We start from the raw sequence: 15,139 nt of genomic DNA on the forward strand, positions 1-15,139 counted from the left end.
GCCTTGAACGCTGTCGATAGCCGCATTGGGCCGACTTAGGCCGTCAGCAGTCCCTGCTCCGCCAGGACGTCGGCCAGTTCGCCGGGGCCGGTCCACAGGCGGGTGTAGCCCGCCTCGCCCAGCCGTTTCAGTTCGGTCACCAGATCGGCCTTGGGCGAAGCGACGAACCGGCCGTCGAATCCGACGCCGTCCGAACTGACGCGCACCATCGGCCGGCCCGTCTCCAGCCGGTGCAGGAACCCCTCGCACAGCGCCTCGCCCTCTTCACACATCAGGCCGGTCTCGACGGTCAGCCCGCGCAGGCGCAGGCGCTCGGTGCCGCGTCCGGCGGCGAAGGGCGAAGGGTCCAGACAGGCGATCACGACCCTCGCCACGCCCGCCTCGGTCAGGAAGTGGGCGCAGGACTTGCGGCCGGACGAGCGGGCGCCGCACGGTTCCAGCGTGACATAGACGGTGGAGCCCGCCACCTCGGCCCCGCCGGCGGGCACGGCCTGCTCCTCGGCGTGGGGGCGGCCGCCCGGCGCCGTGGCGGCCTGGGCGATCACGCGGCCGTCCTTGACGATGACGCAGCCGACGGCGGGATTGGGCCAGGTCTCGCCCATGCGGCCGGTCGCCAGAGCTATGGCCTGGGCCATGAAGCCCCGGTCGGCGTCGCTCCAGCTCATGACGCCTCGGGCAGGGCTTCGGCCCGGTCGGCGTCCAGATACCGCGCGGCCGTCGGCTTCAGCGCGGCGTCCAGGTCGATCTCCAGCGGATTTCCGGTCGGGATCTCGACGCCGACGATCCGGTCGTCTGGCACGCCGAACAGCAGTTTGACGATGGCGCGCAGAGAATTGCCGTGGGCGGCGATCAGTACGTCTTCGCCCGCCTTCAGGCGCGGCGCGATCTCGGCGTCCCAATAGGGTTGCACCCGGTCCAGCGTTGTCTTCAGACTCTCGGTATCCGGGATGGCCTTGCCGACGTATCGGGGATCGGCGTTGAAGTCGAACTCGCCCCCCGGCGCCAGCGGCGGGGGCGGCACGTCATAGCTGCGGCGCCAGACCTTGACCTGATCCTCGCCGTGCTTCTCGGCCGTCTCGGCCTTGTTCAGACCCGTCAGTCCGCCATAGTGACGCTCGTTAAGACGCCAGTCCTCGATCACCGGCACATCGGTCAGGCCCGCCGCCTGCAGGGCCAGGGCGCCGGTGCGCTTGGCGCGCGTCAGGACCGAGGTGAACATGACCGCCGGCTTGAACCCGGCCTGGGCGATCAACTCGCCGCCGCGTCGCGCCTGGGCCTCGCCCTCGGCCGTCAGGTCGACATCGACCCATCCGGTGAAGCGATTTTCAAGATTCCATTGGCTCTGGCCGTGGCGGAGCAGGATCAGGCGCGGCATTCGGTCGGTCCTTGGCGTCGGTCTGACAGGCAGACGGTCCCCTGCGGGGTAGGCCGCCGTCAGAAATCGGTCAAGGTTCGGCGACGCGAGGGCCTGTCCCGCCGTCCTTGCCGCCACGCCCATGCGGGCGTAACCAAGAGGTCATGTCAGACCGCCTCTTCTTCGCCCTGGCCCTCGGCGCCGCCGCCGTGATGATCGCGGTCGCGGTCGTCTGGCCTTGAACATCCGACGACCAGGTCAGAACAGTATCTTGCGCAGATTGATGCGGAAGACGCGGCCCTGCGGGTCCAGATAGTCCGACTGGTAGTTGACCGGGGTCGAGCCGTCGCTGCTGGTCACGGAAATCCGGTCGTCGAAGATGTTCTGCACGCCGAAGCCGATGCGCGTGCCCTTCAGGATCGGGAACCGCTCCACCCAGGCCTTACGCTGGGTCAGGTCGGCGAAGGCGAACAGATTGACCGTCGTGCGCCCCGAGAAGTCCAGATCGGGCGAGCCCAGCGCATCGCCGTTGACCCGCGTGCCTTCGCGCCAGTTGGCGTTGACGAAGGCGCCCAGGCCGTTTCGGAACAGACCCGTCTGCAACTGGACCTCGTGGCGGGACTGGCCGCCCGATCCCGAGATGGAATCGCCGTTCAGCAGGTCCAGCGGCGCCAGGCCGTCGCGGATCGTCACCTCATCCTGAACGCGCCAGGTGTGGGTCAGCGACAAGTTGAACATCCCCTGACCTGGCTGCATGCCCGGCCCGCGCGATCCACGCATCCGGCCGCCGGGTCCGCCAGGACCGCGCGGGCCGCCGGGACCGGGGCCCATCATCATGCCGCCCCCCGGGCCGCCCGGCCCACGTCCCGCCAGGGACGGATCGGCTTTGCCGAACGGACGCGAGAAGTTGAAGCCCCACTGAACGTCCTGCTGCTCGCGCTTGAAGAAGTTCAGCGGGCGGGCGTCGATGGAGACCAGATCGCCGTTCGCATCGCGCACGAACCGATCCGGCAGGGCGGCTTCCAGGTCGGGTGTGATGGCGGGGAAGCTGGCGATCTCGTTATCCGCCTCGGTGCGGGTGTAGGCCAGGTTCAGGCGGAAATCCTTGTCCGACACCGGCTGCCAGTTGACGCCCAGTTTCAGGATGCGCCGATCCTCGGCCTTCAGATTGGGATCGCCGCCGGTGATCTGGGTGATCTCGACCGTCTGGTTGGTGCTGAAGTCGAACACCGGCGTGTTGGGGGTGGCCACGGTCGGATCGTTCAGTTGCTGGACGGTAGGGGCCTTGCCCTCGTCCGAATAGTTGGCCGACAGCGACAGCCGCTGGACCGGCGACCAGTTCAGACCGGCCCCGACCGACGAGACCCCGCCGAAATCGGACAGTTCCTGATAGGCCAGGTTCAGATTGGCCGACAGGTCGCCGATATTGGGCAGGACGCCGCGATCGACGTTGGAGATCGGCAGGTCGAAGTTGGCCTGGACGCTGCCCGAATTGCGCGACTGCGACCGGTCGACGGCGACGCCCCCGCGCACGCTTTCGGAATCCAGCGACTGATAGCCGGCGCCGACCTTGAAGGTCGACGTCACCTCGCCCGCCGGAAGCTGGAACGGCCGGCCGTTCAGCACCAGTTCGCCGGTCGCGGTCTGGGCCGTCGAATGGGCGGTGTCGCGCGCGCGCTCCGTCACACGGCCGCCGATGTCGCCAAACGGATTGACCGACGGATCGTTCGCCGTGATCGCAGACTGCAGCGCCGCGGCGTCCAGACCGCGCCCGGTGGAGGTGTCGGTCGTGACCCGGTTGTAGTCGCCGGTCGCCGTCCAGCGCCAATCGCCCAGATAGCCGTCGAACACCGTGCCCAGGCCGATCGTGCGGGTATCGGTCTGGCGCGTCAGGGCGTCGGGCCGGTCGACGTAGCGATACAGCAGCACGTCGTCGCCGAACGGGGAGAAGGGGTTGGCCGACGGCAGGGTCAGGGTGACGCCGGGCAGGCCCAGATAGCTGAAGCTGCTGGAGTCCTCCAGGCTGCCGCTCAGGGTCATGCCGACCTTGTCGTTCAGGTCGTGCTTGTAGGTCCCCGCGATGGAGGCCTGATCGGTCTGGGGCAACAGGGTGCGATAGGCGTTCAGATCGCCCGCATTCGCAACGCCCGCCGTGGAGACGAAGTCCGATAAGGCCGGCGCGCTGGTCGCGGCCGAGACGGGCACGCCCGCCACATAGACCGTCGATTCCGCCAGGGCCGACAGGGCCGGATCGATGCCCGTGTCGGCGGGGTCCGTCTGGCCCGCCTTGGGTACGCCGCCCAGGCCGGTGACATTGCCCCGGCCGTCGAACAGGACGCCGGAGCCGGTGCGGTCGATGTTGCGTTCGGCCTCGAACAGGGTGTTGGAGGTCGTGCCGTTGATGTCCAGCGACCAGCGGTCCGACCCGGCGATGCGCAGGACGTTGTTCTCGCTGGCCGTCGTCGTCCGGCCGCCTTGCTCGGGCCGGCTGACGTTGACCGAGGCGGTCAGCGACTTGAAGTCCGCCTTCAGGACGATGTTCACCACCCGCTGATTGGCGCTGTAGCCATAGGACAGCGCCGTCTCTTCCGGCAGGACGTCGAAACGCTCGATGGCCTCGGGCGGAACGCCCCGGATCTCGCGAAAGCCCGAGATGCGGCGGCCGTTGACCAGAAAGACCGGAGACCCTCCCCGCGCACTGCGGGTCTGGGCCTCCAGCAACGTCACCAGCTCGCCGATGTTGGTCGCGCCGAACGCCTGGATCTGGGCGGCGTCGTAGGAGACGATCGGCTCCTGCCCGCCCAGGGCCACGCCACGTCGCGCCGCCGTGACCTCGACGTCGGGCAGTATGACCGTAGGTTCGTCCTGCTGGGACGCGGGCGTGGCGGTCTGCGGCGGGGTCGCCTTCGCCGCCGACGACTCCACAATAGCGGGCTGGGCGGCGGCGCTGGGGGCCAGCGCGAGAAGCAGAAGCGCGGTCTGGGTCATGGAACGATGATCCGGGAGATGATTTTCAGCCCTCTGGAGGACGGGACAAACATGGCCGTAAAGCGACACAATTCATGAAGAAAGAGAAAGCGTTGCGCGTTTCCAACACGGTCGAAAAACCTGCGACGGAAAGGGGGCCGTGGCGCGTTTAAGACAGTCGGGGTGCGTCCGGAACGCAATCCGCAGGACATCGAGCGCCCCGCTGCGCCGCCCAACCGCAGAGTCGATCAAGGAAGACTCCGCGTTGACCGCCTCCGGGCTTTCAGCTATAGGCCCGCCCTCTTGAGATTTCCGCGCCGTGGACGTGTGCTCCGCGGCGTTTTCCGTTCGAAGGTTTGACATGGCCAACAACCCCGGCGCCCGCAAGGCGATCCGCAAGATCGAAGCGCGGACCCAAGTGAACAAGGCGCGTCGCTCGCGCGTCCGCACCTATCTGCGCAAGTTCCAGGAAGCTCTGGCCGGCGGCGACGCCGCTGTCGCCAAGACCGCTTTCGTCGAAGCTCAATCCGAGCTGATGCGCGCCGTCTCCAAGGGCGTCGTTCACAAGAACACGGGCTCGCGCAAGGTGTCGCGTCTGGCCGCCCAACTGAAGAAGATGTCGGCCGCCTGAGCCGACATTAATCCCACAGAGGACGGAACAGCTGTCGCTGTTTCGTTACGGGATTATCAAGCGATTACAACGGCGAAGAAGCATCTGCTTCTTCGCCGTTTTGCGTTTGGCCGCTAAGCCCCACCACCCCTGAACAGTGGTCGTCGAGCCTTGATCCGGCCAAATTTCCAAGCAGGAACAGGGTTTGACGGAGTCAAACAATTTAACTGCGAATCGACCAACGAATCAGCGTTGACCCACCCGGCTCGGGGCGTAAGTTTTGGCCCCTAACGCACTTCCATCCCAATACGGATGAAGACGGCGCGGAACATTGTTTCGCGTTGGCGGGAGATGTCTGTCCAGGAGCTCGGCCCCGTCCGAAAAGCATCGCTTTTCGGCGCAGGAGAAGTCGTCCCTGAACCATCGCCCTGAAGTGCGGACGGTTCGGATTGGTTTTGGAGCGGCGGCAAGATGGTTGGGGGCGCAACGGCGATGGCGGGCGGAACGAAGATGTCGGGACTGACGGACCCGGACCGCATCTGGAGCGAGGCCTCGGTGCGTCTGCGCGCCGAGATCGGCGACGGCCCCTTCTCGTCCTACATCGCCCCTTCGGCCGTGCGCCTGGACAACGCCGGGGGCCTGATCCTTGTGACGCCCACCGCCTACGCCCGGGATTGGGTGCGCAAGAACGCCCTGCGCCGCATGAACGAGTTGTGGCTGGGCCTGGACGGCTTGTCGCGCCGCCTCGAGGTGCGTTGCCGCGCCGAGGTGGGGTCCGTCCCGCCGGCCTCGGCCGTGCTGCCCGGCGCCGGCAATGTGGTGGACGCCACGCCGCGTTTGGCGGCCTTCGCCGCACCTCAGTCCGCCCCCATCAGCGCCGACGGCGCCCGCGCGGTGCGCGCCGCCGGTCTGCAGGAGCGTCTGACCTTCGACAGCTTCATCGAGGGTCAGGGCAACGCCTTCGCCCTGGCCATCGCCAAACAGGTGGCCAGCTGGGCTGACGGTCATTTCAACCCGGTCTTCTTCTGCGGTCCCTATGGCTACGGCAAGACCCACCTGCTGAACGCCATCGCCTGGGAGGCCCAGCGCCTGCGGCCAGAGGCCAAGGTCGTCTATCTGACCGCCGAACGCTTCCTGTCCACCTTCGTCAAGGCCATGCAGGACCGTTCGACCGCCGCCTTCAAGGAAAGCCTGCGTTCGGCCGACATGCTGCTGCTGGACGACGTGCAGTTCGTGGGCGGCAAGACGAGCACCCAGGAAGAACTGCTCTCGACCCTGACCGCCCTGATCGAGGACGGTAAACGCATCGTCTTCTCGGCCGACCGCGCCCCGATGGCCCTGACCGAGGTCGAGCCGCGCCTGCGCAGCCACCTGGCCGCCGGCCTGACTTGCCCAGTCGAGGCGGGGGACCGCGAGCTGAAGATCGCCGTGGCCCAAAACCGCCTCAAGGCCCTGTCGGCGCTGGGCGTCGTGCAGGGCGAGGCCGCGCCCGAGGTTCTGGCCCAGTTGGTGGACCGCACCCCCGGCTCGATGCGCGAGCTTGAGGGCGCAGTGAACACCCTGGCCGCCGCCGCCGGTTCGCGTCTGTCGGCCGTCTCGGTCGATGAAGCCTCGACCCTGCTGGGCATGGCCATGCGCGGCGGGCCCGAGCGCCGCATCACCGTCGACGAGATCCAGAAGACGGTCGCCGACCATTTCAACATGAAACAGGCCGACCTGCTCAGCGAGCGCCGCACCCGTTCGGTCGCCCGGCCGCGTCAGATCGCCATGTATCTGTGCAAACAGCACACGACCCGTTCCTATCCCGACATCGGCCGTCGCTTCGGCGGGCGCGATCACACCACGGTCCTGCACGGCGTGCGCAAGATCGAGGAACTGATGCCGCAGGACGACCAGATCGCCCGCGACGTCGAAGCGCTGACGCGCAAGCTGCGCGGCTGATTTCGAGAGGCGAGTGATTAGCGGCGAGTGACGAGCGCGGAAAACCGTCTCTTCCTGCCGATTTGCCCCCAATATCCACTTGCTGCTCGCCACTAACCCCTCGCCGCTTCCTTGCAGCCTGCGCCCAATCCGCTAGTGTCCCAGGTCACTTAACCGCGGCCCATCAAACGAGGGCCGCGCCGGGCGAGACGACATGCAGCTGACCATCGAACGATCCGCGCTCCTGAAGGCCTTGGGCCACGTGCAGAGCGTCGTCGAACGTCGAAACACTATTCCCATCCTGTCGAACGTCCTGCTGAGCGCAGGCCGGGACCGACTGGCCTTCGCCGCCACCGATCTGGACATGGAGATGGTCGACGAGGCCGAGGCCCAGGTTCACGTCGAGGGGCAGATCACAGCGCCGGCCCACACCCTGTACGAGATCGTCCGCAAGCTGCCGGAAGGCGCCGAGGTCTCGCTGCTCTATTCGGGCGATGATCCGCGTCTGGTCGTCTCGGCCGGGCGTTCGCGCTTCAACCTGCCGGTCCTGCCGGCGGGCGACTTCCCCGTCATGTCGACCGACAGCGCCGGCGCATCCTATGTCCTGCCCAAGGAGGATCTGGCCCGTCTGATCGACAAGACCCGTTTCGCCGTCTCGACGGAAGAGACGCGCTATTATCTGAACGGCCTTTATCTGCACACGGTCGCCGAAGCGGGCATTCCCCTGTTGCGCGCCGTGGCCACCGACGGCCACCGACTGGCCTTGGCCGAGACCCCGGCCCCGGAAGGCGCTGCGGGCGGCCCCGGCGTCATCGTGCCGCGCAAGACCGTCGATCAGGTCCGCCGCCTGCTGGACGATGCGGGCGGGCCGGTCGAGGTCCAGGTCTCGGCCCAGAAGATCCGCTTCCAGCTAGGCGAGGCGTCCTTGACCTCCAAGGTCATCGACGGCGCCTTCCCCGACTATCTGCGCGTCATTCCGCGCGGCAACGACAAACAGGCCGACATCGACAACGCCCTGTTCGCCAAGGCCGTCGACCGCGTAGCCACCATCTCGGCCGAAAAGAGCCGCTCGGTGAAGCTGGCCTTCGACAACGACCGGGTAAAGCTGACCGTGCGCAACATGGAAGCCGGCCAGGCCGAGGAAGAGGTCGAGATCGGCTATTCCGACGAACCGTTCGAGATCGGCTTCAACGCCCGCTATCTGCTGGACGTCGCCGGCCAGATCACCGGCGAAAACGCCGCCTTCCGCTTCGCCGACCCAGCCTCGCCGACCCTGGTGCTCGATCCGGGCGACCCTGGCGTTCAGTATGTGCTGATGCCGCTGCGGGTGTAATCCTGCCTCACCCGCGTTAGAGAGCGAGCGTGATCCGCTCCCTCACCCTTACCGACTTCCGCTCCTATGCGGGCGCGCGGCTGGAGATGACCTCCGGGCCAGTGGTGCTGCATGGGCCGAACGGGGCGGGCAAGACCAATCTTCTGGAGGCCATCAGCCTCTTGACCCCCGGTAAGGGGCTGCGCGGCGCGACAGCCGCTGAGATGGGCCGCCGTGAGCCGGGCGAGGCGAACGGGCGCGCCTGGGCTGTCATGGTCGAGCTGGGTGATGAGACGCGGCTTGGCACCGGCGTCCAGGCGGCGGGCGCGACGCGACGCATCGTCCGCATCGACGGCGAGACGGCCCAGCCCGGGCGCTTGCTCGACTATCTGCGCCCCGTCTGGGCGACGCCTGAACAGGATCGGTTGTTCTCGGACGCGCGGGCCGAGCGGCTGAAGTTCTTCGACCGTCTGGTCTTCGCCGCCGATCCTGACCATGCCGCCAGCATCTCCGTCTATGAGAAGGCTTTGCGCGAGCGGCTGCGGCTGCTGAATGACGCCGCAGACGGGCGTGAGGCGGACCCGATCTGGCTGGATGCTCTGGAAGTCCGCCTGAGCGAGGCGGGGGCGCGGGCCGCCATCGCCCGCCTCGCCGCCCTGCACGCGCTTCAGGCCGCCATCGACGCCCGAGGCGACCGGCCCTTTCCCCAGGCGGACCTGGAACTGAACGGCGCCGCCGAACAGATGGCCGAGGCGGGGGCGGAAGAAGACGAAATCGCCGCCTCGATCCGCGAAGGCCTAGCCAAGGCGCGCGCGCGCGACGGCGCCGCCGGCCGATCCCTGTTCGGGCCGCATCGCACTGATCTGATCGCCATTCACCGAGAGAAGAACCGCCCCGCCGCCGAGGGGTCGTCGGGCGAGCAGAAGGCCCTGGTCCTGAACCTGATCCTGGCCCAGATCGCCCGCCTGTCTGATCAGTCGACTCGCCCGATCCTGCTGCTGGACGAGGCCCCCGCCCATCTGGACGAAACCCGCCGCGCCGCCCTGTTCGACGAGATCGTCGCGCTGGACCTCCAGGCCTTCATGACCGGCACCGAACGCGACCTGTTCGCCGGCCTGGAAGGCCGCGCGCAGTTCGTCCGTGTCACAGGCGGCGCGCTGGAAAGCGACTAGGTTTTCGTCGCTGAAATCCTCGCTTTTTCGCCGAAATTTCCTATATGTTGCAGGCTTCGGCGCGGTGTGATCCCGCCGTCGATTCGAACGCCGGGCACGGCGTTCTCTCCCCGTCCCGGTCGGGACTTCAGAGCCAACGATTTCATGACCGATCCGATTGCCGACCTGCCCGAATACGGCGCCGATTCCATCAAGGTTCTCAAGGGCCTGGACGCGGTGCGGAAACGGCCGGGCATGTATATCGGCGACACCGACGACGGCTCGGGCCTGCATCACATGGTCTATGAGGTGGTGGACAACGCCATCGACGAGGCCCTGGCGGGCCACGCCGACTTGGTCCAGGTCATTCTGAACGCCGACGGATCGGTCACCGTCACCGACAACGGGCGCGGCATCCCCACCGACATCCACGCCGAGGAAGGCGTATCGGCGGCCGAGGTCATCATGACCCAGCTGCACGCCGGCGGTAAGTTCGACCAGAACTCCTACAAGGTGTCCGGCGGTCTGCACGGCGTGGGCGTCTCGGTCGTGAACGCCCTGTCCGACTGGCTGCAGTTGAAGATCTATCGCGACGGCAAACAGCACGAAATGCGCTTCGAACGCGGCGACACGGCCAAGTCGCTGGAGGTGACCGGCGTCGCCCCCATCCGCGAGGACACGGGCAAGCCCCTGAGCGGCACCGAAGTCACCTTCTATCCGTCCGTCACCACCTTCAGCCATATCGACTTCGACTTGAAGACGCTGGAACACCGGCTGCGCGAACTGGCCTTCCTGAACTCGGGCGTGGTCATCCGCCTGGCCGACATGCGCCATGCCGAACCCATCGAAATGACGCTGCACTACGAGGGCGGGGTAGAAGCCTTCGTGCGTCACCTCGACAAGTCCAAGACCCCGATCCTGAAGGACGTCATCGTCATTCGCGGCAAGAAGGACGGGATCGAGCTGGACCTGGCCCTGTGGTGGAACGACAGCTACCACGAGACCATGCTGTGCTTCACCAACAACATCCCGCAACGGGATGGGGGCACCCACCTGTCGGCCTTCCGCGCCAGCCTGACGCGCGTCATGGGCGGCTACATCGAAAGCTCCGGCCTGGCCAAGAAGGAGAAGGTCGCCCCGACCGGCGAAGACGCCCGCGAAGGCCTGACCTGCGTCCTGTCGGTCAAGGTGCCGGACCCCAAGTTCAGCTCCCAGACAAAGGACAAGCTGGTCTCGTCCGAGGTGCGCCCGGCGGTCGAGAATCTGTGCTCGGAGGGCCTGGCCACCTGGTTCGAGGAACACCCCGTCGAGGCCAAGATGATCGTCTCCAAGATCATCGAAGCGGCGTCGGCCCGTGAAGCGGCTCGCAAGGCGCGCGACCTGACGCGGCGCAAGTCGGCGCTGGAGATCAGCTCCCTGCCCGGCAAGCTGGCTGACTGCCAGGAACGCGATCCCGCCAAGTCCGAACTGTTCATCGTCGAGGGCGATTCCGCCGGCGGCTCGGCCAAACAGGCGCGCAACCGCGAAAACCAGGCCGTCCTGCCCCTGCGCGGCAAGATCCTGAACGTCGAACGCGCGCGCTTTGACCGGATGCTGTCGTCGGACCTGATCGGCACCCTGATCCTGGCGCTGGGCACGGGCATCGGCCGCGACGACTTCAACGCCGACAAGCTGCGCTATCACAAGATCATCCTGATGGCGGACGCCGACGTCGACGGCGCCCACATCCGCACCCTGCTGCTGACCTTCTTCTATCGCCAGATGCCCGAGCTGATCGAGCGGGGCCACGTCTATATCGCCCAGCCGCCGCTCTATAAGGTCTCCAAGGGCAAGCAGTCGCGCTACCTCAAGGATCAGGCCGACATGGACGCCTATCTGATCGAGGAAGGCTCGTCCGAGGCCGAGCTGGACCTGTCGACCGGCGAGCGCCGCATGGGCCTGGACCTGCAATCCCTGGTGCGCGAGGCCAAGGCCTTCAAGGCCGGGGTCGACCGTCTCAGCCAGCGCGCGCCTGCCTTCGCCATCGAACAGGCGGCCCTGGCGGGTCTGTTCGCCGACGACGCCGACATGGCCGCCGCCTCGGCCGCTGCGGCTGCGCGCCTGAACCTGTACGCCGAAGAAGGCGACGGGGAATGGACGGGCGCGCCGGGCGAACAGGGCGCCGTGGTCTTCGCCCGCACCCGTCGTGCGGTGCAGGAGACCATCGTGCTGGAAGAGACTCTGGTCCGCTCGCTGGACGCCCGGCGTTTAGCCGAACGCGCCGCCGCCTTCGACGGCGTCTTCTCGGCCCCCGCCCTCTATCGCCGCAAGGACAAGTCCACCGACATCCGCGGCCCGTTGGACCTGCTTAACGCCGTGCTGGACGCGGGCAAGAAGGGCCTGTCGATCCAGCGCTACAAGGGTCTGGGCGAGATGAACCCCGAGCAGCTGTGGGAGACGACGCTGGACGTCAACGCCCGCACCCTGCTTCAGGTGTCGGTCGAGCACGAAGAAGACGCCAATGACCTGTTCGCCAAGCTGATGGGCGACGTGGTCGAACCCCGCCGCGAGTTCATCCAGGAAAACGCCCTGGACGCCGCCGTCGACGTCTGACATCGAAAGGCGACGACTGCAGCGAGCGAGATGCGGCCTATTGGCCGCGTCCGGCCGCGATGAAGGCGGCGATGGTGGAGAAGCGGGCGGCTTGCGGCCGCATCTCCTCGCAGGCGAAGGACTTGATGGCGCCGTAGATGCCGCCGGCCGGGGTCGCCTCCCACGGCGTGTCCTCCGAATAGCGGTCGGTCTCCGCCCCGTCCTTGCCATAGGTCACGGTCGCGCCCGAACGCGACTGGCCGTCCGAGCAGCGCACCATCACCTCCTCGGTCTCATGGCTGAGGTCCGTCGTCTCGCCGCGTGTATGGACCCGCGCCATCTTGGTGGTGGCCACGCCATCGACCGGCGTCAGGGCGTCGATATCCACCAGATAGACGACGGCGTCGCTGCGCGAAAAGGCGGCCCAGCTTTCCGCCGCCGCCGACGACGCCAGGCCGAACAGGCCAAGTCCGACCGCCGACACGGCGGCGGTGATGTTTATCGTTCTGATCATCCTCTTCCCTCCCCAGGCAAGGCGATCATTTCATACCTGGACGCGGCGAATTTCAATCGTCGTCGCGCGGGTTTTCCGCGGGCGGGATCAGGGGCGGTCGCGCGACGGCAGGGCGGCGATCTGGTCCGTCGTAAGCTGACGAAGGACGCGCACGCGGCACGGTTCGGGGCCCGTCGTCGGGCTGCGCAACCGGGCCTGGTCTCCGACACACAGGCGGCTGGTTCCGCCCAGCGGCTCCAGGGCGATGGACACGGCCTGGGGCAGGTCGCGGCACACGGTGGCGTCGATCTGGAACACCTCCGTCGCCGAGGTGCGGACATACAGGGTCTGTTCGTTGGGCGCGGTGAAGTTACGCACCAGATTGGGCCGGAAACAGGGATTGGCGGCGGTGCGCGTGGCGGATGGCGACAGACCGGACCCGGCCGGGGCGCAGGCGGCCAGCGCCAGAACGGCGGCTGAGGCGAGGACAAGGCGCATCGTGATGTTCTCCTGACAGCCCCGCCTCAACCCTCTCGCCGAGGGGGATCGAGCGCAAGCGAATTCGTCTGCACGGCCGAACGGCGGGGCGAGACCCGCTCGGCCAGGTCGCGCGGCACGGGCGACGGCCGGTTCAGGATCGACGCCGCCAGATGCTCGCCCAGCAGGGGCGCGACGCAGAAGCCGCGCGATCCCAAGCCGCCGAGAATATAGAGGCCGTCGGCCAGGGCGCCGGCCAGGGGCAGTCGGTCCGGCGTTGTGGCCCGGACGGCGGCCCGGCTGCGCGCCCCGTCGGCGGACGCCACGCGACCCGCCAGACCGGGCAGGCGCGCCCGCAGGGTGTCCAGATTGCGCGCGCTGTCGGCGGGTCGGGCCGTGACGTCCACATCACCCCGATCATGGGTGGCGCCGTACAGAAAACCCTCGCCGGTGGGGGCGACATAGCCGCCCCAGGCCATGGCCTGGACCGACGTCGCCTCCTCGATCCAGTCCGCTTGACCGCGCACGGGCGACAGGCGCGGCGCGGCGTCATGACCGACCAGCAGGTCGGCGGCGCCCCAGCCGGCGGCGACCACCACGACATCGACCTGGGCCAGGACGGCGCCGACGTCGTCCAGCAGGCGCCAGCCCTCTTCGCCGCGCGCGACCCGTGCGACCCTGGCAGCACGAATGTCCGCATCGCCCAGCCAATCGGACAGGATGGCGGCCGGTCGAACCGTGCAGGCGTCGGCCATCATCAGTCCCCCTGCCCCAACCGGCTCGCCGGCCCTGACGTCGGCGGTCCCGGCGTCCGGGATCGTCATGGCGCCGGCCGGCCAGATCGACTGATCCGCGATCTTTTCAAACCGCGCCCGGTCGCGCGGCATCTGGGGCAGTTGCAGCACCCCGTCGCCGACGATGGCGCCCGGCGTGCCTGCATAAAGGCCGCGCGCCCGCTCCAGCGCCTGGGCGTGCAGGGCCGCGATACCTGCGTCGCCGGCGTCCAGTCTCGGCGTGACCAGACCGGCTGGAAAACCGGAGCCGCCGGCGCCCGGCCGATCAACCTCGAACACCATGGGCTGCACGCCGTCGGCTTTGAGGGCGCGCGCCACGGAGGCGCCGGCGATCCCCGCCCCGATCACAGCCACGCGCGGGCGGGCTTCCGCCTCGACCGGCGTCGGCAAGCGGGCCTCCAGCCGCTCGCGCTTGCGGCCATGGCCGGGGCGCTTGTCGACGACGAAGCCCTGCTCGGCCAGGCCGCGTCGCACCGCGCCGGCGACGGTGAAGGTGGCCAGTCGCGCGCCGGGGGCGGAGCGGGCGGCGATAAGCCCCATCACCTCCGGCGACCACATGCCGGGATTGAGCGCGGGCGAGAAGCCGTCCAGGAACCAGGCGTCGGCCGCGCCCGACCATTGCGCCAACGCCCAGGCCGCGTCGCCTATGGCCAGATCCAGCACGGCGTTGAAATCCGGCAGGTCGATGCGATGAAACCCCGGCGTCGCCGGCGGCCAGGCGCCGATCAGGGCCTGGGCCGCGTCCGACAGTTCGGGCCAATTGGCCAAGGCGCGCCCCGCCTCCTCCGCCGTCAACGGGAACCCCTCGACCGAAAAGACATGCAGCCGTCCTCCGACCGGCCCGGACCGTCGCCACAGATCCAGCACAGCCGCGATGTTCAGCCCGGTCCCGAAGCCCAGTTCCGCGACCGTGAAGGCGGCCCGCCCGGCCCAGGCCTGCGGCAGCCCGCAGCCGTCAAGGAACACGGCCCGCGTCTCGGCCAGCCCGTCGTCGCGCGAGAAGTAGACATCGCCGAACCGACCGGAACGCGGCTCTCCTTCTTCGGTCCAGGTCAGGCGGGGCGAGGCGTCGTCGGGGTGCATGGCGGGGCCTTTAGCATTGTCGACGCCGCAACGAGAAAGGGCCGCCTCCATCGGAAGCGACCCCTTATGCGGATTGGTCGTCTGAGGATCAGTGGCCGGACGGCGCGGGGACCGGCTCGGGCGCGGGCGGCGTGGTCGGGGCCGCGCCCTCGACCGGCGGGGTCGCGGCCGGCGCGGCGGCGGCGTCGTTCTGAATGGCCTGGTTGGCGGCGGCTTCGGCGTCGCGCGCGGCCTGATCGACGGTCACGGCCGCCTCTTCGGCGCTGCCGGCGGCTTCGACCGCGTCGCTGGCGGGCGCCTCGGCCTTCTTCTCGTTGGACGAGCCGCAGGCGGCGACGGCCAGCAGGGCGGCCGATACGGCGATAAGGGCGGGCATACGCATGGAAGGTCTCCGAACGGTTCGCGAG

Annotated in this window: 12 protein-coding genes; 5 read left to right on the forward strand and 7 right to left on the reverse strand. The window is 68.3% G+C overall.

Annotated elements, in window-relative coordinates; all coding sequences use genetic code 11:
* Positions 1 to 35 precede the first annotated feature (35 nt).
* The 3 genes from KZX42_RS07900 to KZX42_RS07910 all read right to left on the reverse strand — a co-directional run bounded on the left by KZX42_RS07900 (position 36) and on the right by KZX42_RS07910 (position 4,342).
* On the reverse strand, positions 36 to 665 hold the full coding sequence (locus KZX42_RS07900; RefSeq protein WP_248118656.1) for a bifunctional diaminohydroxyphosphoribosylaminopyrimidine deaminase/5-amino-6-(5-phosphoribosylamino)uracil reductase RibD: 630 nt from the start codon (positions 663 to 665) through the stop codon (positions 36 to 38).
* A complete protein-coding gene (locus KZX42_RS07905; protein WP_248118657.1) occupies positions 662 to 1,375 on the reverse strand; it encodes a 2,3-bisphosphoglycerate-dependent phosphoglycerate mutase in 714 nt (237 codons plus the stop codon). Before KZX42_RS07905 ends, KZX42_RS07900 begins: the two co-directional genes overlap by 4 nt.
* A 237-nt stretch (positions 1,376 to 1,612) precedes the next feature.
* Positions 1,613 to 4,342: a TonB-dependent receptor gene (locus tag KZX42_RS07910; RefSeq protein WP_248118658.1), complete on the reverse strand. Its 2,730-nt coding sequence runs from the start codon at positions 4,340 to 4,342 to the stop codon at positions 1,613 to 1,615.
* 340 nt (positions 4,343 to 4,682) lie between these two features.
* Between KZX42_RS07910 and rpsT the strand changes: the two genes are divergently transcribed.
* The 5 genes from rpsT (at position 4,683) to gyrB (ending at position 11,906) form a co-directional block, all read left to right on the forward strand.
* Positions 4,683 to 4,952 carry a 30S ribosomal protein S20 gene (gene rpsT, locus KZX42_RS07915; protein ID WP_248118659.1) on the forward strand — a complete coding sequence of 90 codons (270 nt, stop codon included), beginning with the start codon at positions 4,683 to 4,685 and terminating at the stop codon, positions 4,950 to 4,952.
* A 489-nt stretch (positions 4,953 to 5,441) separates the two neighbouring features.
* Entirely contained in the window at positions 5,442 to 6,872 is a 1,431-nt protein-coding gene (gene dnaA, locus KZX42_RS07920; protein WP_248118660.1) for a chromosomal replication initiator protein DnaA, read from the forward strand.
* 193 nt (positions 6,873 to 7,065) lie between these two features.
* Positions 7,066 to 8,184, forward strand: coding sequence for a DNA polymerase III subunit beta (gene dnaN, locus KZX42_RS07925; protein WP_248118661.1), 1,119 nt, complete (start codon positions 7,066 to 7,068; stop codon positions 8,182 to 8,184).
* 29 nt (positions 8,185 to 8,213) lie between these two features.
* Complete coding sequence (recF, locus tag KZX42_RS07930; RefSeq protein WP_248118662.1) at positions 8,214 to 9,335, forward strand: DNA replication/repair protein RecF; 1,122 nt, start codon at positions 8,214 to 8,216, stop codon at positions 9,333 to 9,335.
* Positions 9,336 to 9,479: 144 nt separating this feature from the next.
* Entirely contained in the window at positions 9,480 to 11,906 is a 2,427-nt protein-coding gene (gene gyrB, locus KZX42_RS07935) for a DNA topoisomerase (ATP-hydrolyzing) subunit B (protein ID WP_248118663.1), read from the forward strand.
* 37 nt (positions 11,907 to 11,943) lie between these two features.
* Here gyrB and KZX42_RS07940 read toward each other — a convergent pair whose 3' ends face one another.
* The 4 genes from KZX42_RS07940 to KZX42_RS07955 all read right to left on the reverse strand — a co-directional run bounded on the left by KZX42_RS07940 (position 11,944) and on the right by KZX42_RS07955 (position 15,114).
* A complete protein-coding gene (locus KZX42_RS07940; RefSeq protein ID WP_248118664.1) occupies positions 11,944 to 12,399 on the reverse strand; it encodes a hypothetical protein in 456 nt (151 codons plus the stop codon).
* An 87-nt stretch (positions 12,400 to 12,486) separates the two neighbouring features.
* The gene (locus tag KZX42_RS07945) at positions 12,487 to 12,876 is read right to left on the reverse strand and encodes a DUF6491 family protein (RefSeq protein ID WP_248118665.1); all 390 of its coding nucleotides are present in this window, start codon (positions 12,874 to 12,876) and stop codon (positions 12,487 to 12,489) included.
* A 26-nt stretch (positions 12,877 to 12,902) separates the two neighbouring features.
* Positions 12,903 to 14,732, reverse strand: coding sequence for an FAD-dependent 5-carboxymethylaminomethyl-2-thiouridine(34) oxidoreductase MnmC (mnmC, locus tag KZX42_RS07950; RefSeq protein ID WP_248118666.1), 1,830 nt, complete (start codon positions 14,730 to 14,732; stop codon positions 12,903 to 12,905).
* Positions 14,733 to 14,820: 88 nt separating this feature from the next.
* Positions 14,821 to 15,114, reverse strand: a complete 294-nt coding sequence (locus KZX42_RS07955) for a hypothetical protein (RefSeq protein ID WP_248118667.1) — start codon at positions 15,112 to 15,114, stop codon at positions 14,821 to 14,823.
* Positions 15,115 to 15,139: the final 25 nt, after the last annotated feature.

It is taken from the genome of Brevundimonas sp. EYE_349, from assembly GCF_023147505.1.
In the GTDB taxonomy this organism is placed as follows: domain Bacteria; phylum Pseudomonadota; class Alphaproteobacteria; order Caulobacterales; family Caulobacteraceae; genus Brevundimonas.